This is a genomic window from Actinomadura roseirufa (assembly GCF_900659635.1).
Taxonomy (GTDB): Bacteria; Actinomycetota; Actinomycetes; order Streptosporangiales; family Streptosporangiaceae; genus Spirillospora; species Spirillospora roseirufa.
The window spans coordinates 1-24,444 of the sequence record NZ_CAACVB010000012.1 but is presented as its reverse complement, the minus strand read 5'-3'; the positions used below and the strand labels follow the sequence as shown (position 1 = coordinate 24,444).

Below are 24,444 nucleotides of genomic sequence, written 5' to 3'. Positions count from 1 at the left end.
GTCGCCGGCCACCGCCCGCCTCGCCGTGGGACGCGATTTCAGGTATACCCTACCTACATTGTGAAGATTACGTCGGCGAGGAGAGATCGATGAGCCTGACCAGCACCGCGGCGGCGCCGCCCGTGCTCGACGACGCCGCGGCGGTCGAGGCGGCGCGCGCCTTCGCCGCCCGGATCGCCCCCGGCGCGATCGAACGCGACCAGGGCGCGCTGCACCCGGCCGCCGAGTTGGACGAGCTCGCCGCCAGCGGGCTGCTGGCCATCTCCGTCCCGCGCGAGCACGGGGGCGGCGGGGTCGCCGCGAGCACGGTCGGCGAGGTGTTCCGCGTGATCGCCCAGGCCGACCCGACGGTGGCGCAGCTGGTGCTCGCGCATTTCGTGCTGCTGGCCGTGCTCGGCGAGGCGGGCACCGAGCAGCAGAAGGAGTTCTTCTACGGGCAGGTGGCCGGCGGCGCGCGGATCGGCAACGCGACCGCCGAACGCGGTACCAAGCACGTGTTCGACCGGCGCACGACCGTCGTCCCGGACCCGGCGGGCGGCTACCGGCTCGACGGCCGCAAGTACTACACCACCGGCGCGCTCGGCGCCCAGTGGATCGGCGTGGCTGCCTCGGTGGAGGGCGACCAGAACCTCCCGGTCACCGCCTTCGTCCCGGGCGACGCCGGGGGGCTGGAGTTCGGCGACGACTGGACGGCCTTCGGGCAGCGGGCCACCGCCAGCGGATCGATCGTGTTCACCGGCGTCGGCGTCGCCGCCGAGCACGTCCTGCATCACGGGCCGCTTCCGGCGGATCCGCCGCCGCTCGTCCTCGGGGCCTACGACCAGCTGCTGCACCTGGCCATCGACGTCGGCATCGCGCGGGCGGCCCTGGAGGAGGGCGCCGCCTTCGTCCGGGAACGTTCCCGTCCGTGGTTCGAGTCCGGCGTGGAGAAGGTGTCGGACGAGCCGCACGTCGTCCTGCGCTTCGGCCGCCTGACGACGCTGCTGCACGCGCTGGAGGCGCTGTTCGAGCGGGCCGGCCGCGCCATCGACGCCGCCCAGGCGGCCCTGGCGCTGACCGACGAGAACACCGCCGCCGCGTCGCTGGCGGTCGCCGAGGCCAAGGCGTACGCGCAGGAGGTCGCCGTGCAGATCGCCACCGACGTCCTGGAACTGGCGGGGACCAGCGCCGCGGACGCGCGCCACGGCCTGGACCGCCACTGGCGCAACGTCCGCACGCACTCCCTGCACGACCCCGCCCGCTGGAAGTACGTCCACATCGGCAACCACCTCCTGAACGGGGTCAACCCCCCGCGCCACCCGCTGATCTAGCGGGTCACGGCCGGGGAACGGGCACCGGGAACACGCCGGGGCCGCCGGCGAGCAGGTCGGCGGCCTCCGGCAGTCCCAGCCGGGCGCGCAGCGGGCCCTCGGCCCGTTCCCGGCCGGCGTCCAGGCGCGCGGCCAGCTCGATGGCCTCGCGCGGGTCGGGGCCGGTGGGGCGCAGCACGACGCCGTCCACGATCGTCTCCGGCACGGCGCCGATCGACGTCCGGACCTCGCCGGCCGCCGCGCCCGGCGGGACGTCGACCACCGTGAAGACGAGGGGCCGCCGGTCGGGATCGGCGAACCGGCGGCCGGGCACGGCGTCGAGCGCCGAGCGCACGGCGGACGCCCATTCCCGCCCATGCGGGACGATCAGGACGTCGGACACCTCGACGGCGGCCTCCAGCTCGTCCACCGCGCTCGCCCACCACGCCAGGACGGACGCGCCGTCGCGGGGTGCCGGAAGCGTGAGCGGGCCCGCCACCGAGTAGACGCCCCGGTGCGCGGCGGCGCGGATCCGGTCGCCGCGCGCGAAGATCCGCTGCTCGCGGTCGGCGACGATGGCGTCGTACGGCCAGGTCTGCTCGAGCTTCTGCGTCGCCAGGGCCAGGTCGCGCGTCGCCTCGGTCCCGGCGGGGCGGGTGAGCAGGGGACCGTTCCCGCGCGCCCGCCCGGCGCCCGCCGCCACGAAGGGATCGGCCTGGCCGAGGACCACGCCGGTGCGGCCCCGGGACAGGTGGCCCAGGGACGTGATCCGCCTGGCGAGGTTGTACGGGTGGTCGCGCTCCGGCGAGGACGCGGCGAGGAAGGCGGCGCCGGTGGTGCGGCCCGCCAGCGCCGCCACGGCCACGCTCGGGTCCACGGTGCGCCGGTCGTCCGGCTCGCCGGGCGCGAGCCGGTCCGTCCCGACGACGGTGAACGCCAGGGGCCCGCCGTCGAGCAGCGCCGGGAGCGCGTCGTCCGCCAGGACGGTCAGGGCCTGGTCGCCCGTCAGCGCCAGTGCGAGATGGGCCGGCGAGCGGTCGTGACCGGGCATCGGACACCCCTATTCATGTATTTCAGGTAGGATTAATTAAGTTTAGCAGCGAGAGGAACGACCGTGTCCCCACCACGCACCGGCCATGTACTGCTCGGCGTCAACGTCCTGGTCCTCGGTTACCTGCCCTCGGCGTGGCAGACGCCCCGGCTGGCGCCGGACGCCTTCGTCGATCCCGGGTACTGGGAGACGATCGGGCGCCTCGCCGAGCGCGGAACCCTCGACGCGGTCTTCCTCGCCGACGGGCCCGCCCTGGGAGACCCGTCCCACGACGCCAACAACGGCCGCCTCGAACCCACGATCGACTGGGCGCACGTCGCGACCGCCACGCGGAACGTCGGCCTGGTCGTCACCGCGTCGACCACCTTCAACGACCCCTTCGAGCTGGCCGAGCGGCTCCTCTCGCTCGACCTGCTCTCCGGAGGCCGCGCGGGCTGGAACTTCGTGACCACCCGCGGCGCCGACTCCGCCCGCAACTTCGGGCTGCCGGACATTCCCGGCCGCGACGACCGCTACGACCGCGCCGAGGAGTTCGTCGAGGCCGTGCTCGCGCTGTGGGAGTCCGCCCGCACCGGGAAGCCGGTCGCCTACCACGGGCGGTTCTTCGACCTGGACGGCCGGCTGCGGGTCCCGCCGTCGCCGCAGGGCCGGCCCGTCCTGCTGCAGGCGGGCGGCTCGCCGAAGGGGCGGCGGCTCGCCGGCCGGTTCGCCGAGGGCGTCTTCGCCGCCGAGCTGACCAAGGAGGGCGCGATCGAGCACTACCGCGAGGTCAAGCGCAACGCCGTCGCCTCGGGCCGGCGTCCGGACGACGTCAAGATCCTTCCGGGGCTGCTGCTGAGCCTCGGGAGCACCGAGGAGGAGGCCCGGCGCCGCAGCGACGAGCTCTACGATCTCAGCCCGGCGGCGTACTCGACCCAGTGGCTGTCCGGGGCGATCGGGTTCGACGCGTCCACGCTGGAGCTGGACGAGCCCTTCCCCGAGGAGGTCCTGTCGGGTCCGATCGACTCGCAGACCTTCTCCGGCAGCATCGGCTTCCGCGAGTCGATCATCAAGCAGATCCGCCGGACCGGCCCGACGGTCCGCGAGTACCTGCGCCAGACCCGCTACACCGGGTCCGGGCACGCGGGATTCGTCGGGACGCCCGAGCAGCTCGCCGACCACATCGAGGACTGGTTCCGGTCCGGCGCGATCGACGGCTTCAACCTCCAGCCCGACCGCCTCATCGACGGGCTGGAGGTCATCGTGGACGAGGTGGTGCCGCTGCTGCGCGAGCGGGGCCTCTACCGGCACGAGTACGAGACCCGCACGCTGAGGGAGCACTTCGCCGCCGCGTCGCCCACGCCCGACGCGGCCGTGGCCGCGCTCACCGCCTGAGCGCGGGGCCGACGAGCGCCGGACGCGGGCGCACGGTCATCGGGCCGGTGAACGCTCGGCCCGATGACCGCCGTCCCGGCGGAAGGCGCTGCCCGGGTGGTCGGCGGGAAGCCGGGGCCCCGCGCCGAACAGGGCGTCCCGGACGGTGCGCGGGGCGTCCCGTTCCCGCACCCGGCCGCGCTTGGCCAGCTCGGGGATGAGGTGCTCGGCCAGGTCGTCGAAGCTGCCCGGCGTCACCAGGTAGGAGAAGTTGAACCCGTCGACGCCCGTCTTCTCGGCGTAGGCCTCCAGCGCGTCGGCGACGGTGGACGGGCCGCCCACGAACGCCTCCCCGCCGAAACCGCCGAGCCCGTCGACGAAGTCGCGCAGCGTGAGCCGCTCGGACGCGCCCGCGTCCGCCGAGGCGGCCAGCACCGAGCGGCTGGCGTCGGTGTCGAACTCCCCGATCGGCTTGTCGAGGTCGTACTCGGACCAGTCGACCCCGCTGATCGCCGACAGCAGCACCAGGCCGCCGCGCGCGTCGCGGAACCGCCGCAGGTCGCGGGCCTTGGCCTCGGCGGCCCGGTCGGACTCGTCGACGACCACGGCCACGGAGGTGAGGAACTTGAGGTGCTCCGGCCCCCGCCCGTACTCCACGGCCCGGCGCCGGATGTCGTCGATGTTGCGGCGCAGTACCCCGGGCCGGGGGTCGGCGGCGAACACGAGCTCGGCGTTGCGGGCCGCGAACTCGCGCCCCGCGGTCGAGGTCCCGGCCTGCAGGAGCAGCGGCGTCCGCTGTGGCGACGGCTCCACGAGATGGGCGCCGGGGACCGTGAAGTACTGCCCGTCATGCCCGATGTCATGGACCTTGTCCGGGTCGGTGAACAGCCCGCTCTCCCGGTCGCGCAGGACCGCGCCGTCCTCCCAGGACCCTTCCCACAGCTTGTACACGACCTCCAGGAACTCCTGGGCGATCGCGTAGCGCTCGTCGTGGGCGATCTGGCGGTCGCGGGCGATGATGTTGCGCGCCGCGCTGTCCAGCAGGGACGTGACGATGTTCCACCCGATCCGGCCGCCGGTCAGGTGGTCGAGCGTGCTGAACTTGCGGGCGAGCAGGTAGGGGTGCTCGTAGGTCGTCGACACCGTCACGCCGAAGCCGAGGTGCTCGGTCACCGACGCCATCGCCGAGACCGCGAGGAGCGGGTCGGTGACGGGCGTCTGGACGGCGCGGGCGAGGGCCTCGCGGGCGCTCCCCCCGTAGACGTCCAGTTGCCCCACGGCGTCGGCGATGAACAGCAGGTCGAAGCCGCTCGCGTCCAGGCGCCGGGCGAGGTCGACCCAGTAGGACAACTGGGTGTAGTCGGCGGTCCGGTCGTCCGGATGTCGCCACAGGCCGGTGTTGCTGTGCGACGCGGTCGACATGGTGAACGCCGAGAGGATCAAAGGATCGGGCGAGGTCATCGCAGATCTCCACTTTGCGGGGCGGGGGCGGCGCCCCCGCCCCGCGGGTCCGGGGTCAGAAGATGGTGCCCGAGAACGGCAGCTCGGCGGTGGCGAACAGCGCGTCGATCCGCCGCAGGGCGTCCGGCTCATGGACGGTGACCCGCCCGGTCAGCGCCAGATGCCGCCACCGCGTCCCGCCGAGGTAGGCGGCCGCGAGCGTGCCCACGTCGGTGCTGAGGCCGGCGGGCGCGGACGTGCGCCGCACCTCCTTCGGGCCGATCTCGTAGACGCCGTCGTTCGCGGGCAGCAGCGGGTCGCTCACCCGCAGCGCGACGGGGTCCTCGGCGCCGAACGTACGCGCCCGCAGCGCCGCCTCGACGTCGAGCAGGCGCAGCCACGTCTCGTCGGCGGGCGCGCCGAGGGCGACCGCGCGCCGGTCGGCGAAGGCCAGCGGCAGCGGGTCGTCCAGGGCCAGCGCGTCGAACGCGACGACGTCGACCAGGTCCAGCGAGAACAGGTGCCGCCACAGTCCGGCACGCGCGTCGTCGGTGACCGCGACGAAGTCGGTCACGGCCACCGTCCGCTCGGAGCTGGTGAACCACGCACCGGTGTCCCGGGGCTGGTAGATCGCGTACCCGTCGTCCACACCGCCGGTGCTGTGCACGACGGTGTAGGACGGAGCCGGCTCGGACTCGCGGATGTGCTTCTGCAGCCTCCACCAGCCCGGCGGCCGGTCGATCGCGCCGGGCCGGCCGACCCGCTCGTCGATGCGCGACAGCTGGTCGACCGTGGCCGTCCGGTCGGCGATCCGGACGACGCCGCCCGCCGGGACCCCCGGGCGCAGCCGCGCCCGGGAGAGGTTCACCCGCGCCGGCCGCGCCGAGGAGGCGACGCCGTAGCCGAAGCGCTCGTAGATGACCGCCTCGGAGGCGCGCAGCGAGGCGACGACCCCGCCGCGGGCGACGGCGTCCTTGAGCTGCCGTTCCATGAGCCGGCTCAGGATGCCCCGGCGCCGGTGGGTCGGCAGGACGCCGACGTGGGTGACGGCCGCGTGCGGGACCCGCTCGCCGCCGGGGACGACGAGCCGGCTGGTGTAGGAGTCGGCGCCCCCGACGACCTCGTCGCCGTCGAGGGCACCGAGGAAGCGGCCCGCCTCCGTGATCTCCGTCGCGTCGACGTCGCGGATCGGCAGGCCGACCATGGCCCGCAGGAACACCCGGAACGCCGCGTTGACCTCCTCGGCCGTCGTCAGCGTCCTGATCTCGATGCTCACCGCCGATCGCCGCCGGCGGGGGCCGCCGTTCCCTGCGTCGTGTCCGCGGCCTTGGCGAGGTCGGCGAACTGCCGGGGCAGGGGCAGCTCACCCGTCAGGACGTACCGGCCGATCTCGCGCTGCCGGTAGGGCAGCGGGTCGTGCGTGGTGTGGGTGCGCGCGTTGCGCCAGAAGATGTCGAGGCCCACCGAGTTCGCCGTCGAGCGGGCGCCGGTCGCCTGGTAGATGTTGTGGGTGACGTCCAGGACCGCGTCGGTCGCGACGGCCTTGGCCTGGTCGGTGAGGATCGCCAGCCGTCCCCACTGCTCGTCGGTGAGGTCCGCGCCGAGCGCGAGGGCCGCCTCGAACTCCCCGCTCGCCGCGTCCGCGAGGGCGGTCGCGGCGGCGATCGAGGCCGACAGCCGGCCGAGGAGCTGCAGGTGGTAGGGGTCCTCGGTGACGTCCCGGCTGGTGGCCTCGGGCCAGGGCCGGCCCTTCTCGCGCACGTACCCGGCCGCCGCGCGGAGCGCTCCGTCGGCGATGCCGACGTACAGGTGGACGAAGATCAGCTGGCTGAACAGGCCGCGCAGGCCGTCCAGGCGCCGGTCGGCCGCGCTGTCGCCGAGCCCGGCCAGCACCTCGTCGGCGTGCGCGACGACCCCGTCGAAGGTGACGCTCCCGCTCGCGGTGAGCCGCTGGCCGAGGTTGTCCCAGTCGTCGCCGAAGGAGAGCCCGGGGCGGTCGGGCGGGATGACCAGGTTCACCGGCTCGTCGCCGTAGAGCAGCACCGTGATCAGGTCGGCGACCGCGACACCGGTCGCGAACGTCCGCCGGCCGTTGATCCGGTAGTCGTCGCCGTCACGCTCCCAGGTGACGCTGGGGTCCCGGGGGTTGCTCACGCTGCCCTGGAACCAGCCCTCCGTGCCGACGCCCCGGGCGATCCTCTCCCGCTGCTCCGGCGTGCCCAGGATGTGGGTCCAGACGCCGTTGGAGTAGTGGTAGGCGAGCAGCTGGCCGATCGAGCCGTCCGCCGCGGAGATGATCCGGGTCAGCTTCAGGGCCTGCGTCAGGCTGCCGCCGCCCCCGCCGAGCTCGCGGGGCGCCGCGAAGCCCAGCACGCCCGCCTCGCGGAGCAGGCGCAGCTCCTCGACGGGGTTCTGGTTCGCCCGGTCCCGGGCGAGCGCGGTTTCGGCGAGTTCGGCGGCGACCCGTTCGGCCGTCGACACCCAGACGGCGAACTCCTCGTCGGAGACACCGGCGTAGTAGGCGATGTCGGTTGCGGGAGCTGCGGTCATGTCGTTCTCCTTCGATGGGATGTGATGAAGCCGGACGTCACGGGCGCGCCGCGGGCACGCCGCCGGCGGGCGCGAGCAGCCCGCGGCCGCGCAGTTCGGCGGCGGCGCCCTCGGCGAAGTGGTACGCCTCCTCCAGGTGCGGCTGCCCGGAGAGGATGAAGTGGTCGATGCCGAGGTCGTGGTACTCCTCGATCCGGTCGGCGACCTCCTCGTGGCTGCCGACGAGGGCCGTGCCGGCGCCCCCGCGGACCAGGCCGTAACCGGCCCAGACGTTCGGGTAGACCTCCAGGTCGCGGCGGTCGCCGCCGTGCAGCGCGAGCATCCGCCGCTGCCCGACCGACTCGCTGGCCGCGAGCGTCCGCTGCGTCTCGCGCACCCGGGACTCGTCGATCCGGCCGAGCAGCCGGTCCGCCTCCGCCCACGCCTCGGCCGAGGTGTCGCGGCTCAGCACGTGGAAGCGGATCCCGAACGACAGCGTGCGGCCCGCCTCCTCGGCCAGCCCGCGCACGCGGGCCAGGCGCTCGGCGATCTGCGGGGGCGTCTCGCCCCAGGCCAGGTAGGTGTCGACCACCCGGGCCGCCACCCGCTCCGCCGCGGGGCTGGCGCCCCCGAAGAAGACGGGCGGCGGCTCGTAGGGGGCGTAGGGGATCGCCGCCTGCTCGACGTCGAAGTGCTCGCCGTGGAAGTCGAACGGCTCCGCGGCGTCGCCGACGCCGCGGAACACCGACAGGAACTCCTCGGTCCGCTCGTAGCGCTGGTCGTGGTCCAGGTGGTCGCCGAAGCGCCGCTGTTCCACCGAGTCGCCGCCCGTGACCACGTTCACCAGCAGCCGTCCGCCCGACATGCGCTGGAACGTCGCGGCCTGGTGCGCGGCGAGGGTCGGCGAGACCAGCCCCGGGCGGAACGCGACCAGGAACTTGAGCCGGGTCGTGACCGCCGACAGCGCGGCGGTCGTGATCCAGGCGTCCTCGCACCAGGTCCCGGTCGGGGTGAGCACCGCCTCGAAGCCGAGTTGCTCGGCCGCGCGGGCGATGCCGCCGAGGTACTCCACCGTCGGCGGGCGAAAGCCCGACCGGACCGCGGACAGCGTCTTCTGCGAGCCCTCGCCGGAACCGACGATGTCGCGGTTGTCGCCGTTCGTCGGCAGATACCAGTGCAGATGGATGGGCACGGTGGATTCCTCGTTCCCGATGGGTGGTGGGGGACGCCGGGTTACTCCGGCGTCTGCTCAGTGCGCCGTCCGGCGCGGGCCGCGTCGAGGATGCCGAGGCCGGCCAGCCGCTCCTGCTCGGCCTCCGACAGCGTCTGGATCGACCCGACCCTGGCCGCGACCTCCGGACGGGTCACGCGCAGTTGCAGGTAGCGCGCGAGCCCGAGCCCGATCAGCAGCAGGAACACGTACGGCAGGTACCGGTAGGCGCCCTCCGGGACCGGGACCAGGTTCTTGTAGATCACGTAGAGGATCCCGGCCACGGCGAGCACGGACACGAGCAGGCTGCCGGGTCCCAGCGACCTGATCCTGCGCAGCCACAGCGGGGTGGCGATCGCCACCAGGAGGTAGGCGAACAGGTAGGAGTAGCTGGAGACGATGCTGACGTAGACGTCCCATTTGAACCGGCCGACGTTGTTGACGGTGCCGATCAGGCCGACCACGAAGCCGATCAGGCTCACGAACGCGATCGCGACGTGCGGGGTGCGGAAACCGGCGTGCACCCTGCCGAGCACGCTCGGCAGTGCCCGCTCGCGGGAGAGGGTGAACAGGCTGCGCGCGCCGGAGTTGATGACCGCCGACGAGAACACGATCATCGCGGTGCCGAGCGACAGGTCGACGACGTAGGTCACCCAGTGGACGCCGGCGTTGTCGGCCACCACCGGCAGCGGGGTGCTGTCCGCGTCCAGTTTGTGCGGGCCCTGGAAACCGAGCACCTCGGGGTAGGTGGCGATCAGGTAGACGATCGACAGGCCGATGACCAGCCGCAGGATCGCGCGCGGGACGTTCCGGTGCGCCTCCTTCGCCTCATGGCCGAGCGAGGCGGCACTTTCGAAACCTGCGTACGAGCCGACGGCGGAGACGGCGGCGATCAGCGTGACGTTCTGCCCGAGATGGTGCAGGCTGAACTGGTTCGAGTCCAGGTGCGCGCCGTACTGGACGTACGAGGCGACCACGATGACGGAGATCGCCAGCAGCGAGATGACCTCGAAGGCCAGCCCGGCCTTCACCGAGAGGCTCACGCCGCGGTAGGGGATGAGGAACGCCACGGCGGAGGCGACCACCAGCAGGAGCAGCTTGACCGCCAGATGGTCGGTGTGAAGGCCGATCTCCTGGAGGAACGAGTTGAAGTACAGGACCGCTCCGAGCACGCCGCCGGCGGCGAACCCGATGTAGCCGATGATGAGCGCCCAGCCGGTGAGGAACGCCGCCACCGGCCCGAGCCCGTTGCCGGCGTAGGTGCCGAGCGAGCCGGACGACACCGTCCGGCGAGCCTGCAGCGCGATCGTGGCGGCGATGAGGTACACGAGGACGGCACCGGTGATGCCCGCCCAGAAGGCGCCCTTCCCCGCGACGAGGAACAGCGAGCCGGGGACGCTCGCGACGGCGACGCTGGGCGCGGCGGCGGCGAGGCCCTGGGCGAAGACGCCGAGGCCGGAGACCGCGTCCGCCTGGAGGCCCTCCGCGGGTGCCTCGGGTACGGGTGGGGGGTTCTCGCGCAGGATGGATTCGTCTGTGGTCATGGGGGTGAGACCTCTCGGTGCTGGCCGAAGTAGGGGGATGGTGGGCGCGCCACGGCACGCCGGGCACCTGGGTCGCGACGGCGACACGGACGGGCGCGGGGACGCCCGTCTACCGGGAGGGTTCAGCGACAGCGCGAACCGTACAGGCGGCACAGATCGAGGTACCGCCGACCATAGAGGTCAGCTGCTGGGGACACGCGAGGGAGATTACTACAAATCAGACCTTTTTAGTAGGAATCTCTGGATCGTTCCGGAAGCTCCCCACCTGCGACCCGTCCGACCGGCCGTCCGAAGGGCGGCGGCACGAGGACATCGGAAGCCTCGCCGACCGCCTCGGCCGGCCCCGTCCCTCGCCCCGTGAACCGGTGCCACCGTAGCGATCCGCTACCAGGAGGAGCCTCGGATCCCGGTGACGCGGAACCCGTCCGCATCTGTCCCCAGGAGAGCAACGGGGGCTCAATCCCGACCCACCGGCAGGTGGTCAAGGTCACGCCGACGACGTCTCCGCGGTCAAGGACCACGTGCCGCACCGGACGCCCGGCATGTTCCACGGCACCGCCCCCGCGCGCCCGACGCCCGTGCGGCCGAGCGGCGTGACCGTGCTCGCCGTCGCCGCTTCAAAGATCTGCACCGGCCCGGATTGCATGACTGGTAACCATAATTCCGCTAAATGGTTATATCGTCATGCGCGCACACATGGTCGGCGGACTCCCGCCGAACCAATGGTCATGGCCTGCCTTCTCTTCTGTTGCACATGACGCAGTTCTTATCAGGCCCTGATGTATAGGGGCCCCGCAGATGCAAGACGGCGGAGCACGGATGTCACCATTGCGATAGCTGTGCGCCATCCCTCAATCACGCAGAGTATTGACGTGCATGGTCACCGAACGCCCCGGAGACCGGGCGGGTCGCGCAATGAGCCGGCCGGCTGAACGCGGTTCCCCGGGGGCGATCGGTTCGGCGATGCGAATTCCGCACGTCGATCAGTGAAAGGAGGACAGAAATGGACGCCGTCATCTATGAGCCCCCGGCGATGGCCGAGGTCGGCGACTTCAACCAGATCACCCTGAAGCAGGGGACCTGGGGATATGACTCGCGAGACCAGTGCCTGATCGCCTGCTGACCGTGCCGCGGAGCATGACACGGCGGGGTCTCGACTGAAGGCCGGTCCGGTGCGGGCGCCTTGGACTGCACCGGACCGGCTGATTCTCCCGCCGCGACATGATGGCCTCTTCGAAATGGGTGATGCGCGGCGATGGTCGAGGCATGCGGCTTCATGGACGCGAGCTCCCAGATGAATTCGTTCTCCTTTCAGATCCGGCACCCGACGCGCCATGGCGGTCACCGTACGGCGCCCCGAGGAGGCTCCCATGGAATTCTTTGTGCTTCCCGACACCACCGCGGCCGGGCCCGTCGCCGCCCGTATCCAGAGCGGATCCGCATATCCCCATGAGCTCCGGCACGCTTCCGGACGTCCCTGGATCATCGGAGACTGGCCGCCGCACGAATTCGTTCATGGCCGGGCGGGCTCCCATCAGGTCGTCCTCCTGGGCACGACGAGGGCGTCGCGGGACGCGCTGTGCGACGCGTCGTCTCGCGCCCGCACGGTGCGCGACATGGACGGGCTCGCCCGCGCGTCGCCCGGTTCCTTCCATCTGCTCGCCTCCGTCGGCGGGCGGGTGCGCGCACAGGGCTCGCTCTCGGCCGCCCGGCAGATCTTCCACACCCGGACCGGAGACGTGGGCGTGGCCTCGAACCGGTCCGATGCCCTGGCACGTCTCACGGGGGCCGGAGTCGACGTGGACGCTCTGGCCGTCCGGCTGCTCACGCCCAGCCCGCCCCATCCCCTCCGGGAACGGTGCTGCTGGGAGGGCGTGGAGCCGCTTCTGCTCGGCACCTACCTCGAACTCGACGGGGACGGCGCCGTCCATCCGGTCCGCTGGTGGAGTCCCCCGCCGCCGCTGACGCCGCTGGCAGAGGGGGCCGGGAGGGTACTGGAGGCGCTGGCGGCCGCCGTGGAGTCTCGCGTCCGGCGGGGCAGGACCCTCAGCGCCGACCTGTCGGGCGGGCTCGACTCCACCAGCCTCTGCTTCCTGGCGGAGCCCCGCGCCCCGTCCATGCTCACCTTCCACTGCGAGGCGCCGGACGCCGGCAACGACGACCGCCTGTGGGCCGACCGGGCCGCCGCCGCGCTCCCCGGCGCACGGCACTTCGTGCTCCCGCCCACGGAGGTCCCGCCCATGTTCGCCAACATGGCCGACCTGGACGACGACGTCGAGGCCCCCTACGCGCGGGCGCACGTCCGCGAGCAGATCCGCCACCTCGCCCGCCGCATCGCCGGGCAGGGCTCGACGACGCACATCACCGGGGACGGCGGCGACGAACTGTTCTTCGCGGGGCCGGCCTTCCTGCACTCACTGCTGCGCCGCGACCCCCTGGCCGCCTACCGCAGGATGCGCTTCGACCGCTCGCTGTTCCGCTGGAGACTGCTTCCCACGCTGCGCGAGATGGCCGGCCGCCGGTCGTACGGCGCGTGGGCGCACGACTGCGCGCGGACCCTCGACGCGCCGCTGCCCAAGCCCTTCGACAGCCCCGAGATCGGCTGGGACGCCTCGATCCGCATGCCGCGATGGGCGCGTCCCGAGGCGGTCGAGACCGCCCGGCGGCTGGTGCGCGCCACCGCGGACGCCGCGCCCATGTCCGAACTGCGCTGCGACCACGCCGTCCTGACGGGGCTGCGCAAGGGCGGCGACGCCACCCGCCAGACCGACCGGATCACCGGCGCCTGCGGGCTCGGCTGGGAGGCGCCGTACCTGGACGACCAGGTCATCGACGCCGTGCTGGCGCTGCGCGTCCAGGACCGCGGCGCGGTCGACGGGTACAAGCCCGTGCTCCGCACGGTGATGCGCGGCGTCGTCCCCGGCGAGATCCTCGGCCGGACCACCAAGGCCGAGTTCAGCCAGAGCGCCTACCGGGGGCTGCGCCGCGCCAGGCCCGAGCTGCTGGAGCTGTGCGACGGCATGCTGCTGGCCGATCGGGGACTGGTCGACGCCGACGCCGTCCGGGACGCCGTGCTCGGCGTCCACACCAACGCGCAGGGGATCAACTTCCTCCAGCGCACCCTGTCCTGCGAGATCTGGCTCAGATCACTGCCCGAACGGGCACCGGCCCCGCTGGGAGGAACATCATGAAGACCACCCTCGCCCCCCATGTCCGCACGGTCGACACCGAGCACGGCATGGTCCTGCTCGACGAGCGGAGCGGACGGTACTGGCAGCTCAACGCGACCGCCGCGACCGTCGTGCGGCTGCTCATGGAGGGGGCCGGCGCCGACGCGGCGATCAAGGAGCTGACCCGGCGGCACGCCTCGGCCGCCGACCGGGTGGCCGACGACGTCCGCGCCCTGCTCAGGTCCCTGGAGGACGCCGGGATGGTGGCCCGATGAGCATGCCCCTGGCGCTGGAGCCCAAGAGCCCGATCACACGGCGCCGCACCGCGGCCGCCCGGTGCGCGGTCGCCGCCGCCGCGGCGCTCGCCCGGGTCTCCCCCTATCGGCTGCACCGGGTCCTGACCCTGCTCGGGCGCCGCGCGCGGCCCGCGACCGGCCCGGAGGCGCTCGCGGCGCGCACGGCCGTCGTCTCCGTCAGCGTCCGCTGCGCGGGCAGCGGATGCCTCCAGCGCTCGATCGCCACCGTCCTGCTGTGCCGGCTGTCCGGGTCCTGGCCCAGCTGGTGCACCGGCGTCCTGACCTCGCCGTTCCGCGCGCACGCCTGGGTGGAGGTGGACGGCGTGGCCATCGGTGAAGGGGACATGCCGCCCTTCCGCAAGATCATGGAGATTCCGGCGGGCGGACGCGAGGGGGCGGCCCCGTGACGGGCCCGGTGATGGGCTGCGTGGTGCTCGCCGAGCGCGCGGCGCTGGGCACGGTCTTCACCGTCGCCGTGACCGGCAAGCTGCGCGGCCGAGACGGGTTCGCCCGATTCCGGACGACGGTCGAGCGGATCACCGGGCTCGCCGGCGGGCCCGCGCACCGGGTCGCCGTGGCGGTGCTGACCATGGAGGTCGCGGCCGTGCTGCTCCTGCTCGGCCCCTTGACTCCGCCCGCCGCGGGCCTCGTCGCGGCAGGCGGGCTGCTGGCCGTCTTCACCGGCGCCGTCGTCCGCGCGATGCGGCGCGGGGTGTTCGCCGAATGCGCGTGCTTCGGCGAGCGCAGCTCCCTGCTGGGGTACCCGGTCCTCGTCCGCAACGTGCTGCTGCTGGCGATCACCGCGCCGGGCCTCGTCCTGGCCGCCGCCCCGCCGCGTGCCGCCGGACCGCTCACGGCGGCCCTGGCGATCACCGCCGGAGCCTGCGCCGGGGTGCTGTTCGTCCGGTACTACGACGCGCTCGCGGGCAGGATCCTCATGAGATGGCACCCCTCCCGCACGCGGCGGGCGGCGGAGCCCGGATGAGCGCCGCGATCGAGGTGCGGGGCCTCGCCAAGCGCTACCGCGACGTGGTCGCGCTGGCCGGCGTCGACCTCACGGTCCCGCAGGGCACGGTGCACGGGCTCCTCGGCCACAACGGCGCGGGCAAGACCACCCTGGTGGACGTCCTGGCGACCCGGGCGCGGCCCAGCGCGGGGACCGCGCGGGTGGCGGGCCTGGACGTCGTGCGGCAGGCGCGGCACGTCCGGCGCAGGATCGGGCTGACCGGCCAGTACGCGAGCATCGACGAGCAGCTGGGCGGGCGCGACAACCTCGTGCTCCTCGCGCGGCTGCTCGGCGCCCGCCGCGCGGAGGCCCGCGCCCGCGCGGACGAGCTGCTCCAGCTGTTCGGCCTCACGGCCTCGGCCACGCGCCCGGCCCGCACCTACTCGGGAGGGATGCGCCGGCGGCTCGACCTGGCCGCGGCGCTGGTGAACGGCCCCCGGGTGATCCTGCTGGACGAGCCGACGACCGGGCTGGACCCGGCCGGGCGGCTCGACCTGTGGCGGATCGTGCGGGCCCTCGTCCAGGACGGCGCGGCCGTCCTGCTCACCACGCAGTACCTGGACGAGGCCGACCGGCTCTCGGACACGATCACCGTCCTGTCCCGTGGCCGGGTCGTGGCCGGCGGCACGCCCGCCGAGCTCAAGCACCGGGTGGGCCGGCGCTCGGCCACCGTGCGGTTCGCCGCCGCTGCCGACCTTGAGGCCGCCGGGCGCGCGCTCCGCCGCGGCGGTTTCCGGCCGGCGCCCGCCGGGGAACGCCGCGCCGTCACGGTGCCCGTCGAACGCGCCGGCGAGCTGGCGGCCCTGGTCCGCGTCCTGGACGACGCCGGGCTGGAGCCGGACGAGCTGCTCGTCGCCGACCCCACGCTGGACGAGGTCTACCTGGCCCTGATGTCCGACCCCGCCGCGACCCCCGAGGCGGTCCGATGAGCCCCGCCCGCGAACCGGTCCCGCGGCCCGTCTCCTGGCCCGGCAGCCGCCTGGTCACGCAGATCGACGCGCTCACCGGCCGGTCGCTGCGGGCCCTGGTCCTCGACCCGCGCGTCCTGGCGACCAGCCTTCTGGCGCCCTTCCTCATGCTCGCGATGTTCAGCCAGGTCTTCTCCGGAATGACCGCCGGCTCCCATTTCCCCGAGGGAATCGGCTATATCGACTTCCTCGCACCCGCGATCATGGTCAACACCTCGCTGCAGTCGGGAATGCTGGCCGGGACGAACCTCTCGGACGAGATGCGGAACGGAATCGTCGCCCGTTTCAAGGTGATGCCGATCTGGCCCGGCTCCGTCCTCATCGGACGCAGCCTCGCCGAGCTGATCCGCAGCCTGCTCAGGCTGACCGTCCTGCTGCTGGCGGCCTTGGCGCTGTTCGGCTTCCGCCCGGGAGGCGGGGTCGCCGGAGTGATCGCGGGCGCCGGGGTCGCGGTCGTGCTGGGCTGGGGGCTCGGCTGGATCTTCATCGCGATCGCCTGCTGGCTGCGCGGCGCGGAGCTGATCCAGAACGTCTCGGGGGCGATGCTCTTCCCGCTGATGTTCGCCTCCAACGCCTTCGCCCCCGTGGAGGGGCTACCGGGCTGGCTCTCCCTCATCGCCCGGATCAACCCCATGACCTACGGGATCGACGCCGTCCGCGACCTCACCCTGCGCGGCGCGGCCGGGCTCGACGCCGTCATCGCCGTGACCGCGAGCCTGTCCATCGCGGTCGTCTCGCTCTTCGTCGCCGAACGGGGCTTCTCCCGAATTCACTGAAGGCGCCCGGTTCGCACACGGACCGCCGAGCGCCTTTGGTGACGGCAGCATCGGGACATTCCACTGCGGCGCGGGCATACTGGTCCCAATGGCGATCAATGCCTTGCGGAGGCGGCCACGCGTGAGATCCTGACGCGGGCACGGGCCGGGGAACCGAGAAGCCAACGGGAAGCGTAAGGGCCGTCGGGTGGACTCAGGGCAGATGTCAGTCGAGCAGCTCGCCTATGTGCGCTGGGGGGTGAGACCGAAACCGGCGTCCGCCCGGTTCGAGGAGCCGGGCTGGAGCTACGGCGAGAACGTGGCGGTGACCTGCCCGGAATGCGGCGGCGGCCTCTTCTCCTTCCGCAAACCCTATGTCAGCGCCGGAAAGGAGTACCAGCACGTCGCCCTCATCTGCCGCGCCTGCCCGGCGAGTTTCACGCTCGGGGACGTGGGCCTGAAAAGGTATCGGGAAGCGCTTGAGCGCCGCCCGCGTCCCCGGCCGGCGGTGGCGGCGCCGTCCTTTTCTCCCCCCTGGGAAGAGCGCGACGATCCCGGTCGGCAAGGGCTGCGGGTCACGGCGATTCACGAGGGCCGGCTCGACGAGTACGTGCGGAGCCTGCTCGGCCGGAGCGGGACGCGGGTCGTCGCGTCCGACGACAGGGCCCTGGACCTCACCGGCCAGATCGAGGCGCGCGAGGACCGGCTGCTGCGGTGGGTGAAGCTCAACGACCCCCACGAACCCGTCCCCCAGGGCGGGCCCGGCCTGGACGTCCGGGTGCTGCTGCCCGACGACGACTCCTTCGGGCCGGTCCGCGAGAAGCTGGAAAGGCAGGGCGTCCCCTTCCGGGCGGTGCGGTACTGGCTGGAGGGCGAGACGGTCACCTCAGTGGACGAGTACGGCGGGCACGCGAGGCTGACGGCATCGGCGCGCCTGAACGTGCTCGGGAACGGCCACGGCGCCGGGCTGCATCCGGTGACCAGCGAGGGTCTCGCGGCGGCGGCCGCCCGGGACGCGTTCCAGGTGATCTGGGACGCCCATGAGCACGAGGTCGCGCCCCCGGTGCTCGTCCCGGCCGCCGCGCACGTGCCCGCCGCGTGGCTGCCCTACCTGCCGTTCCCGTCCCTGAACCCGGCACAGGCGCAGGCGTCCCCGCGGCTGCGGGACGGGGACGGCCACCTGCTGGTGACGGCGCCCACCGGCGCGGGCAAGACGGTCATCGGCATGATCGCCGCGCTGCGCACGATCCTCGCCGAGGGACGCAAGGCCGCCTGGCTCGTACCGCAGCGGTCCCTGACCGACGAGCTGGACCGGGAACTGCAGACCTGGCGCGACCGGGGCCTGCGGGTGGAGCGGCTGTCGGGCGAGTACGCCACCGACGTCGAGCGGATCCGGGACGCCGACCTGTGGGTCGCGACCACCGAGAAGTTCGAGTCGCTGTGCCGGGCGTCGTCGATGCGGGAGGCGATCGCCGAGGTCGGCTGCCTGATCGTCGACGAGGTGCACCTGCTCGGCAGCCCCGGCCGCGGGCCGGTGCTGGAGGCGCTGCTCGCCCGGGTCCGGGGCTTCGGGTCGCCGGTGCGGATCGTGGGGCTGTCGGCGACCGTCGCCAACGCCGAGGAGATCGCCGGCTGGCTCGGCGCCGAGCCGGTGGCGATCGAGTGGCGGCCGACGCGGCTGACCTGGCAGCTCCTCACGATCCCCGCCGGCTCGGACCGGGCCGCCGCCCAGGCCGCCCGGACCCGGCTGACGTGCCGGATCACCCGCCGGGTCACCCGCGACGACGGCAGCGTGCTGGTGTTCTGCGGGAGCAGGCGCGGCGTGCGCCTCACCGCCCTCGCCATCGCCGCCGACCGCGGCGCCGACATCTCCAGGGTCGATCCCGACGACATGGACCGCGTCCACGAGGTCTGCGCGGCGGCGGGCATCGGGCTGCACTACAAGGACTGGGAGCACAAGCGCGAGACCGAGCGGGCGTTCCGCGCCCGGGAGATCGACGTGCTGGTCGCCACGACGACGGTCGCGGCGGGGGTGAACCTGCCGGCCCGCGCGGTCGTCGTCCGCGACACCACGCTCGGCCGCGACAAGGTCGACGTCGCCCAGATCCAGCAGATGTTCGGGCGCGCGGGCCGGATCGGCGCCGGCGAGACCGAGGGCTGGGCGTACCTGATCGTCGACGAGAACGAGCGGCCGTCCTGGCAGGCCCGGCTGGTCGACGGCTACCAGGTCTCGTCCAAGATCGTGTCGACGCTGGCCGACCACGTGCTGGCCGAGGCGGTGCAGGGCCGCGTCGCGACGCTGCGCGAGGCCGAGGCGTGGTGGATCCAGACGCTCGCCCACTACCAGGGCGTCCACAGCCTGGAGCCGCTCAATGACGCCGTCGACGCGCTCGTCGACGGCGACTACATCACCACCGCGCCGCCCGCCGGCCTCTCCGACCTCCCCCGCGCGGACACGGCCGACGACCCGGACGAGGTCGACGACGCCGACATCACCGTGACCGACCTCGGGCTGCTCACCGCCCGGCTGATGGTGTCCACCCAGACCGGGCACGAACTGCGCGAGGAACTGGAGCAGGCCCCGGTCCCGCCGGGCCACCTCCAGGCCGAGACGCTGCTGATCTCCCTGCTGTCGGTGCTGGTCGGCGGGCTGGCCGACGCCCCCGTCACCGACGAGGTCCGCCCGGCCGTCGCCCGGCTCCTGCAGGCCCGCGGGCGTCTGGACCGCATCGGCTCGGCGCGGGCCTTCACCCGCGGCGGCCTCGCCGGCCAGGCCCCGTACGCGCCCGGCGACCTGGCGAAGGCGACGCTGCTCACCGCCGTCAACTCGCCCGGGGCCTTCACCGGGCGCCGCCGCACCATCGCGGGGATCCCCGCGACGGCGATGTACCCGATCCTCGACGAGGCGCCCCACTATCTGAACTGGCTCGCCGGGCAGGGCTACCTCGGCACCGTCCACCCGTGGGCCGCGGTCGTCGCCGCCGACCTCGCCCGCCGGATCCGCTGGCGCCGGCTCGCGCCGCCGCGCGGCGCGGGCCGCCTGCTGTGGATGTGCGAGCAGATGGCGACGCCGCTGCACGCCGAGACCGCCGTCCCGCAGATGTGGCAGGCCGCGACGCGGCGCGGCGTCGACAACCCCGACTGGCCGGCCGGCGCTCCCCCGACCGGCTGCCGCCTCGACACCGCCGGCTACCGGACGCTCCTGCGCGACCGCCTCACCGGCGCGGCGCTCACGCTCTCCCCCGGCCACGCCCTCGTCAACGCGGCCCCGGGAACCGTCGCCACCACCTGGAACGGCCGCGCCCGCACGCGAGCCCGCGTCGAGGCCGACCAGCTCCCCCTGCTCGTCCCGGCCGCCGCCCCCGAGGACGATCCCGCGCCGGGCGCCGCCCTGTTCAGCCGCCGCGGCGACTACCAGGCGACGGGCTGGCTGAGCGTCTACCACCGCATGGGAGCGACCCCCGCCACCCCCACCGACCAGACCACCCCTTGAGCCGGATCCGGCCCGCGCCGATGTCGATCACCCCATCACCCTTGTTCTCTACCTAGGGCTAGGTAGAGTTAGTGCATGGGTAGGCGCGAACGCGAGGCGTCCGGCCCCCGGATGACGCTGCCGACGCAGCTGGTACTGCGGGCCTTGCTGACCGAGCCGGCACACGAGTTCTACGGATTGCAGATCGGGCAGGCGGCCGGCCTGCCCTCGGGTACGGTGCATCCCATCCTGGCCAGGCTGGAGGCCCTGGACTGGCTGGAGTCGCGGTGGGAGGACATCGACCCGGCCCGGGAGGGCCGGCCGCGCCGCCGCTACTACCGCCTGACCACCGATGGCGCCGAGCGCGCACGGATCGCGCTGGCCGAGGCCCGCACCCAGGTCACCGACCTGCCGGTGCTCAGGCCACGCCCGACGGGCGGCACCGCGTGACCCCCCGGCCCCCGGACCGCACCGCCGCGCCGACCGGCCCCGACAACGACCTCCTGGCCCAGTTCACCCGCGCGTGCGACCGCGCCGCCGGCGTCGCCAGAGGTCTGGTGAGCGGCTTCGACCGCGACCTGGCCCGTGCCCGTGACCTTGCCCGCGACCTCGATCTCATCGGCGACCGCGACCCGGCCCTCGTCCACGACCGTGACCGCGACCGTGCCCGCGGCCTCATCAGCGCCCTGGAACTCACCTGTGGCCCGGTCCGCGACCTCGACCGCGACCTGGACCGCGTCCACGCCACCGCCCGCGGCCTGGACCCGTGCCCGGCCCACCACCTCGCCCATGACCTCGCCGGCCTCGGTGGCGTCGCGCGCGTGCTCGCCCGTGTCCGCGGCCTCGCCCGCGACCTCACCGAGGCCCTCAACCGCGCCCTCGACTGCGCCTTCGACCTGACCCGCGACTTCGACCGCGACCGTGACCGCGGCCTCGCCGGGATCCTCACCCGCACCCTCGCACGCGCGCTCGGCCTGGCCCGCGGCTGCCACGAGGAACTGATCAGTGCGGTGGGATGCGCGCGCCGGTTGATGGCCAGACCGCAGGCGCGCTCACTGCCCAGGCCCGCGAGCGCGTCCCGGCCGCGGGAACAGGCCGGCGTGGTGGTGACCGGTGCGGCGGCGCGGACGGCGGCGTGGGCGGTGCGGGTGCTGCCGGCCGCCGACCGGCCCCGCTACTCCGACGAGTTCCGCAGCGAGCTGTGGGAGCTGGCCGCGGCCGGCGCCGGCCGCCGCGAGCAGTTCCGCTACGCCGCCAGGCTGCTCACCCGCGCCCCGAGCCTCCGCATCGAGCTCAAGGTCTCCCGCACACGCCAGGCGGTGTCATGAGGCCGGCCGTCAAGTCCGCGGTGAAGGCGACCGGGGCGGTGGGCGCCCTGGCGGCCCTGGTTCCGGCGATCGCGATGGCCGGCGGCCCGGCGGTGTCGGGAGCGGCCGTGATGCTCGCCGCCGTGTTGGGGGCGCTGTGCTGGGTGCTCGACGATCCCGGCCGATCGGACCGCCTGGTCCAGGTGATCCATGCCCTCCGCGGCGCACCGCCCAACCCTACGGTGAACCCGGTGGGCCCACCGCCCCACCCGGCGGCGCCGGCCGACCGGCCCGCGCTTCGGCTCCCGTCTCCTCCCCCGCCGGGTCCGTCCGGGGGCGGCCGGTAGCCTCAGCCCCGAGACCCACCAGGGCCGGAGGCGGATCATCCCGAAGCTCCGGCTCTTCCCGGGGTGCCGGTAGGCGCGCTGCCGGGCGTCCGGAGGTGTGCGGCCATGCCGGCCGCCCAGGACCGGACGGCGCCGCGGTCGCGGTGGTCGCCGGCCATCCGCTGGGCGAGCTGGGCGGCCATGAACCCGCGGGCGTCGCGCTCCAGCCTGCCGCCGAACGTGACGTGCCCTTCGGCACCGATCCTGCGGGCGGCCTTGGCCACGCCCCGGACCGGCTCGATCCGATGATCCCGCGCCGAGTCGTCCAAGGGGCCGCTGCTGAACAGCCACACCGGCCGCCGGGCCAGGGCGTTGGCCTGACGGCGGACGAAGTGGCGCGCATCCCCATGCCAGCGCCCCTCGTACAGAACACCGCCGACGACCACGGCGTCGTACCCGTCCAGCGTTGAGACCGTTCCGGCGGGACGGACATCGGCGTCCACACCCGCGCGTCGCAACTCGGCGCCGATCCACTCGGCGATCTCGGCGGTGCCTCCGCGCTCGGAGGCGAAGGCGACCAGGACCCTCGTGGTGACGCCCTGCGAACGCTCGCTCTTCTCGGTTTTCATGACCTCTCCGTCCCACACGGTTTCGCCGCCCGCATGCGTCAACCCTCTCGACGGCCGCTCCCCGCGGGTAGGGAACATCGTCCGATGTGCACGGGACGGATGGCCGCGGCGGCGGGACGAAGGGCCCTGGGAGCCGTGCCCGGCGAAGCCGACGCTGGAAGGTGAGCGGTGGCCGCCACGGGGCGGCCCGACGAGGCGAAGGGGCTTCGCCATGGCGCGGCAGATCATCATCGGGGCCGCCGACCCGGCCACATTGGCACTCGAACACCGGATCGAGACGCTCGAACAGCAGGTCGCGGCGCTGACCGAGGCCACACGAGCGCTGAGGTCCGCCGTGGAGAGCGGCGTCCCGCCTCGACCCGGCGACGGCCGGCCGGCGCGCCACGGTGACCCGCACCGGCACCGGCGCCTACCAGGTGCGTCTCCCCGGCATCGGATCGGTCACCGGCATCGCGCACGTGACCCCCTATCGCACCGTCTATCGAGGACGCACGTGCACCATCACGGGTCAGGAGCCGGACGGAGGGGACGAGCTGGTCAGCGTCCGCTGCTTCGACCACACGGGGCTGCCGGTCGACTGGTGGTTCACCGTCTTCGACTCGACGCCGACCGGCGGCGGAGGCCCCTACGCGACCATCGACTATGACGCGCCCGGCGGCGGCGCCTCCCGGGACCCCGTCCTCAACCTCCGCACGTTCAACTCCGCCGGCGGAGTTGCCCGCGTCGTCCGCCAGTCCACGGGGCTGTACCACGTCACCCTCACCGGCGAACCCTTCGCCGCCGACGCGGGCCACGTCCAGCTCACCGCCGCCGGCGGTGAACCCGTCCGGTGCACCCGCACCGACGCGCAGGTCGCGACCAAGGCGATCGAACTGACCGTCTCGTGCTTCGCCGTCACCACGTCCGCGACTCCCCAGCCCGCCGACGCCCCCTGGCACCTGTCCTACGTCCGCGACACGGGGCTCCACCACAATGCGGCCGTCCCCGCCGCGTACGTCGCCACGACCGGCGACCCCGCCGCTCCGACGATCAGCGCCGCGCACACCTTCACCACCAACGGCGAGACACCGACACTGAACCGCCTGTCCGCCGGCCACTACCGCCTCACCTGGACCGGGATCGGAAAACGGGGAGACAGCGCCCAGATCACCGCGACCGGCACGAACGGCGGCTACTGTCACCTGGGCAACATCAACTCCTATTCCGCCCCGCCCCAGCTCTTCATCGACGTCTACTGCCACACGCCGGCGGGGGTACTCGGGGACTCCACCTTCGCCCTCGCCTACCTGCGCGTCCCCTGACCGGGAGGCCGACCACCAAGGACGGAGGATCGGTGCGCGCCCGGCGGCGGCACCGGTCCTCCTCCGCGTGGGTCAGGTGATGGGGACGCGAGTGACGATGGGGGTCATGGACGTCGTCCACCAGGTTCCGGACGGGCGAGGGCCGTGGGGATCGATATCGCGGAGGCCGGTCTCAAGAAGGTCTCTGAGGTCGCCGCGGTACGGTCCCGCCTCGTCCAGCGGGGGGAGGGTGAAGGGGAGCGTGTTGATCTCGGCGGCGGAGACGATGAGCTTGCACCAGTCCCGGACCACCGCGCCGGGCACGATCGGACGATCCGCGGGCAGGGAGACCGGCACGGGCCTGCCCTCGGCCGCCACGGCCGTCCGTCCCGCGCCCACGAAGTCACCGGGGAACAGGGCGCTGTGGCAGCGGTACCGGTCGGTCAGGTCGAGCAGCGCGCACCAGAGCCTCCGTCCGGAGTCGTTGCGCACCCGAATGAAGATCTCCGGGGGACGCCAGCCCTCCGATGTCCGGGCGTAGGAGAGTTCGATCTCACCGGCCTCGTTCGGCGGGACGGCCCGGCCGGCGCGCGGAGCGAGGGTCTCGTGCGGGGCGGCGGGCACGATCTCGACCCGGACCGTGCCGTCCAGTGGGGACGCGGGTCCGCGCGCGTCCTTGATCAGCGTCCATCGGGCGATGTGCTCGACCCGGGCGGCGACGACGCGGGCGCTGCGCGGGTCGTGGCCGGGGACGGGGGCGGCGGCCGCCGAGCCGTCGCCGCGCAGGATGGACAGGGCCGGACGGCCGCCGGGACGTGC

The 24,444-nt window shown here is 73.6% G+C and carries 23 protein-coding genes; 14 read left to right on the top strand and 9 right to left on the bottom strand.

The annotated features are described in order from the left end of the window. Positions 1–89 precede the first annotated feature (89 nt). On the top strand, positions 90–1,310 hold the full coding sequence (locus E1291_RS04535; protein ID WP_165494960.1) for an SfnB family sulfur acquisition oxidoreductase: 1,221 nt from the start codon (positions 90–92) through the stop codon (positions 1,308–1,310). A gap of 4 nt (positions 1,311–1,314) precedes the next feature. On the opposite strand, the gene E1291_RS04530 is transcribed toward E1291_RS04535, so the two are convergent. Continuing rightward, entirely contained in the window at positions 1,315–2,340 is a 1,026-nt protein-coding gene (locus tag E1291_RS04530) for an LLM class oxidoreductase (RefSeq protein ID WP_131736265.1), read from the bottom strand. 63 nt (positions 2,341–2,403) lie between these two features. Between E1291_RS04530 and E1291_RS04525 the strand changes: the two genes are divergently transcribed. Beyond that, positions 2,404–3,714 (top strand): NtaA/DmoA family FMN-dependent monooxygenase, encoded by a 1,311-nt coding sequence (locus tag E1291_RS04525; RefSeq protein ID WP_131736264.1) that lies wholly within the window; start codon positions 2,404–2,406, stop codon positions 3,712–3,714. Between the two features lie 36 nt (positions 3,715–3,750). Here E1291_RS04525 and E1291_RS04520 read toward each other — a convergent pair whose 3' ends face one another. From E1291_RS04520 to E1291_RS41770, 6 genes are all read right to left on the bottom strand, one after another. Further along, a complete protein-coding gene (locus E1291_RS04520; RefSeq protein WP_207400551.1) occupies positions 3,751–5,154 on the bottom strand; it encodes an LLM class flavin-dependent oxidoreductase in 1,404 nt (467 codons plus the stop codon). Positions 5,155–5,209: 55 nt separating this feature from the next. Continuing rightward, on the bottom strand, positions 5,210–6,409 hold the full coding sequence (locus tag E1291_RS04515) for a GNAT family N-acetyltransferase (RefSeq protein ID WP_131736263.1): 1,200 nt from the start codon (positions 6,407–6,409) through the stop codon (positions 5,210–5,212). After that, entirely contained in the window at positions 6,406–7,683 is a 1,278-nt protein-coding gene (locus tag E1291_RS04510) for an acyl-CoA dehydrogenase family protein (RefSeq protein WP_131736262.1), read from the bottom strand. The genes E1291_RS04515 and E1291_RS04510 overlap by 4 nt, the downstream gene beginning before the upstream one ends. Before the next feature lie 37 nt (positions 7,684–7,720). Beyond that, positions 7,721–8,854, bottom strand: a complete 1,134-nt coding sequence (locus E1291_RS04505) for an LLM class flavin-dependent oxidoreductase (RefSeq protein WP_131736261.1) — start codon at positions 8,852–8,854, stop codon at positions 7,721–7,723. A gap of 41 nt (positions 8,855–8,895) precedes the next feature. Further along, positions 8,896–10,416, bottom strand: coding sequence for an APC family permease (locus tag E1291_RS04500; RefSeq protein WP_131736260.1), 1,521 nt, complete (start codon positions 10,414–10,416; stop codon positions 8,896–8,898). Positions 10,417–10,903: 487 nt separating this feature from the next. Further along, complete coding sequence (locus E1291_RS41770) at positions 10,904–11,062, bottom strand: hypothetical protein (protein WP_165494959.1); 159 nt, start codon at positions 11,060–11,062, stop codon at positions 10,904–10,906. 357 nt (positions 11,063–11,419) lie between these two features. Between E1291_RS41770 and E1291_RS04495 the strand changes: the two genes are divergently transcribed. The 11 genes from E1291_RS04495 to E1291_RS04445 all read left to right on the top strand — a co-directional run bounded on the left by E1291_RS04495 (position 11,420) and on the right by E1291_RS04445 (position 21,737). Then, entirely contained in the window at positions 11,420–11,539 is a 120-nt protein-coding gene (locus E1291_RS04495) for a lasso RiPP family leader peptide-containing protein (protein WP_131736259.1), read from the top strand. Positions 11,540–11,786: 247 nt separating this feature from the next. After that, entirely contained in the window at positions 11,787–13,607 is a 1,821-nt protein-coding gene (locus E1291_RS04490; RefSeq protein WP_165494958.1) for an asparagine synthase-related protein, read from the top strand. Continuing rightward, on the top strand, positions 13,604–13,861 hold the full coding sequence (locus E1291_RS04485) for a lasso peptide biosynthesis PqqD family chaperone (RefSeq protein WP_131736257.1): 258 nt from the start codon (positions 13,604–13,606) through the stop codon (positions 13,859–13,861). The genes E1291_RS04490 and E1291_RS04485 overlap by 4 nt, the downstream gene beginning before the upstream one ends. After that, positions 13,858–14,289: a lasso peptide biosynthesis B2 protein gene (locus tag E1291_RS04480; RefSeq protein ID WP_131736256.1), complete on the top strand. Its 432-nt coding sequence runs from the start codon at positions 13,858–13,860 to the stop codon at positions 14,287–14,289. The genes E1291_RS04485 and E1291_RS04480 overlap by 4 nt, the downstream gene beginning before the upstream one ends. Beyond that, entirely contained in the window at positions 14,286–14,867 is a 582-nt protein-coding gene (locus E1291_RS04475; protein ID WP_131736255.1) for a MauE/DoxX family redox-associated membrane protein, read from the top strand. The genes E1291_RS04480 and E1291_RS04475 overlap by 4 nt, the downstream gene beginning before the upstream one ends. Next, a complete protein-coding gene (locus E1291_RS04470) occupies positions 14,864–15,817 on the top strand; it encodes an ATP-binding cassette domain-containing protein (RefSeq protein WP_207400550.1) in 954 nt (317 codons plus the stop codon). Before E1291_RS04475 ends, E1291_RS04470 begins: the two co-directional genes overlap by 4 nt. After that, the gene (locus E1291_RS04465) at positions 15,814–16,632 is read left to right on the top strand and encodes an ABC transporter permease (protein WP_131736253.1); all 819 of its coding nucleotides are present in this window, start codon (positions 15,814–15,816) and stop codon (positions 16,630–16,632) included. The genes E1291_RS04470 and E1291_RS04465 overlap by 4 nt, the downstream gene beginning before the upstream one ends. Before the next feature lie 202 nt (positions 16,633–16,834). Beyond that, complete coding sequence (locus tag E1291_RS04460) at positions 16,835–20,104, top strand: DEAD/DEAH box helicase (RefSeq protein ID WP_131736252.1); 3,270 nt, start codon at positions 16,835–16,837, stop codon at positions 20,102–20,104. A 75-nt stretch (positions 20,105–20,179) separates the two neighbouring features. Beyond that, the gene (locus E1291_RS04455; protein WP_242613941.1) at positions 20,180–20,533 is read left to right on the top strand and encodes a PadR family transcriptional regulator; all 354 of its coding nucleotides are present in this window, start codon (positions 20,180–20,182) and stop codon (positions 20,531–20,533) included. Continuing rightward, entirely contained in the window at positions 20,530–21,411 is an 882-nt protein-coding gene (locus tag E1291_RS43100; RefSeq protein WP_207400549.1) for a hypothetical protein, read from the top strand. The genes E1291_RS04455 and E1291_RS43100 overlap by 4 nt, the downstream gene beginning before the upstream one ends. Beyond that, entirely contained in the window at positions 21,408–21,737 is a 330-nt protein-coding gene (locus E1291_RS04445; RefSeq protein WP_131736251.1) for a hypothetical protein, read from the top strand. Before E1291_RS43100 ends, E1291_RS04445 begins: the two co-directional genes overlap by 4 nt. 35 nt (positions 21,738–21,772) lie before the next feature. Here E1291_RS04445 and E1291_RS04440 read toward each other — a convergent pair whose 3' ends face one another. Next, positions 21,773–22,345 carry a flavodoxin domain-containing protein gene (locus E1291_RS04440; protein WP_131736250.1) on the bottom strand — a complete coding sequence of 191 codons (573 nt, stop codon included), beginning with the start codon at positions 22,343–22,345 and terminating at the stop codon, positions 21,773–21,775. A 386-nt stretch (positions 22,346–22,731) separates the two neighbouring features. On the opposite strand from E1291_RS04440, the gene E1291_RS04435 reads away from it, so the two are divergent. Further along, the gene (locus E1291_RS04435; protein WP_131736249.1) at positions 22,732–23,646 is read left to right on the top strand and encodes a hypothetical protein; all 915 of its coding nucleotides are present in this window, start codon (positions 22,732–22,734) and stop codon (positions 23,644–23,646) included. Positions 23,647–23,718: 72 nt separating this feature from the next. On the opposite strand, the gene E1291_RS41765 is transcribed toward E1291_RS04435, so the two are convergent. Continuing rightward, a partial coding sequence (locus E1291_RS41765; protein WP_207400548.1) for a hypothetical protein occupies positions 23,719–24,444 on the bottom strand: 726 nt, incomplete at its 5' end.

What these genes read in the sequence shown, in the direction of transcription:
- E1291_RS04535 (WP_165494960.1), top strand. Translation starts at nt 90, where the DNA reads ATGAGCCTGACCAGCACCGCGGCGGCGCCGCCCGTGCTCGACGACGCC.
- E1291_RS04530 (WP_131736265.1), bottom strand. Translation starts at nt 2,340, where the DNA reads ATGCCCGGTCACGACCGCTCGCCGGCCCATCTCGCACTGGCGCTGACG.
- E1291_RS04520 (WP_207400551.1), bottom strand. Translation starts at nt 5,154, where the DNA reads ATGACCTCGCCCGATCCTTTGATCCTCTCGGCGTTCACCATGTCGACC.
- E1291_RS04510 (WP_131736262.1), bottom strand. Translation starts at nt 7,683, where the DNA reads ATGACCGCAGCTCCCGCAACCGACATCGCCTACTACGCCGGTGTCTCC.
- E1291_RS04500 (WP_131736260.1), bottom strand. Translation starts at nt 10,416, where the DNA reads ATGACCACAGACGAATCCATCCTGCGCGAGAACCCCCCACCCGTACCC.
- E1291_RS41770 (WP_165494959.1), bottom strand. Translation starts at nt 11,062, where the DNA reads ATGCAATCCGGGCCGGTGCAGATCTTTGAAGCGGCGACGGCGAGCACG.
- E1291_RS04495 (WP_131736259.1), top strand. Translation starts at nt 11,420, where the DNA reads ATGGACGCCGTCATCTATGAGCCCCCGGCGATGGCCGAGGTCGGCGAC.
- E1291_RS04490 (WP_165494958.1), top strand. Translation starts at nt 11,787, where the DNA reads ATGGAATTCTTTGTGCTTCCCGACACCACCGCGGCCGGGCCCGTCGCC.
- E1291_RS04485 (WP_131736257.1), top strand. Translation starts at nt 13,604, where the DNA reads ATGAAGACCACCCTCGCCCCCCATGTCCGCACGGTCGACACCGAGCAC.
- E1291_RS04480 (WP_131736256.1), top strand. Translation starts at nt 13,858, where the DNA reads ATGAGCATGCCCCTGGCGCTGGAGCCCAAGAGCCCGATCACACGGCGC.
- E1291_RS04470 (WP_207400550.1), top strand. Translation starts at nt 14,864, where the DNA reads ATGAGCGCCGCGATCGAGGTGCGGGGCCTCGCCAAGCGCTACCGCGAC.
- E1291_RS04465 (WP_131736253.1), top strand. Translation starts at nt 15,814, where the DNA reads ATGAGCCCCGCCCGCGAACCGGTCCCGCGGCCCGTCTCCTGGCCCGGC.
- E1291_RS04460 (WP_131736252.1), top strand. Translation starts at nt 16,835, where the DNA reads ATGTCAGTCGAGCAGCTCGCCTATGTGCGCTGGGGGGTGAGACCGAAA.
- E1291_RS04455 (WP_242613941.1), top strand. Translation starts at nt 20,180, where the DNA reads ATGGGTAGGCGCGAACGCGAGGCGTCCGGCCCCCGGATGACGCTGCCG.
- E1291_RS04445 (WP_131736251.1), top strand. Translation starts at nt 21,408, where the DNA reads ATGAGGCCGGCCGTCAAGTCCGCGGTGAAGGCGACCGGGGCGGTGGGC.
- E1291_RS04440 (WP_131736250.1), bottom strand. Translation starts at nt 22,345, where the DNA reads ATGAAAACCGAGAAGAGCGAGCGTTCGCAGGGCGTCACCACGAGGGTC.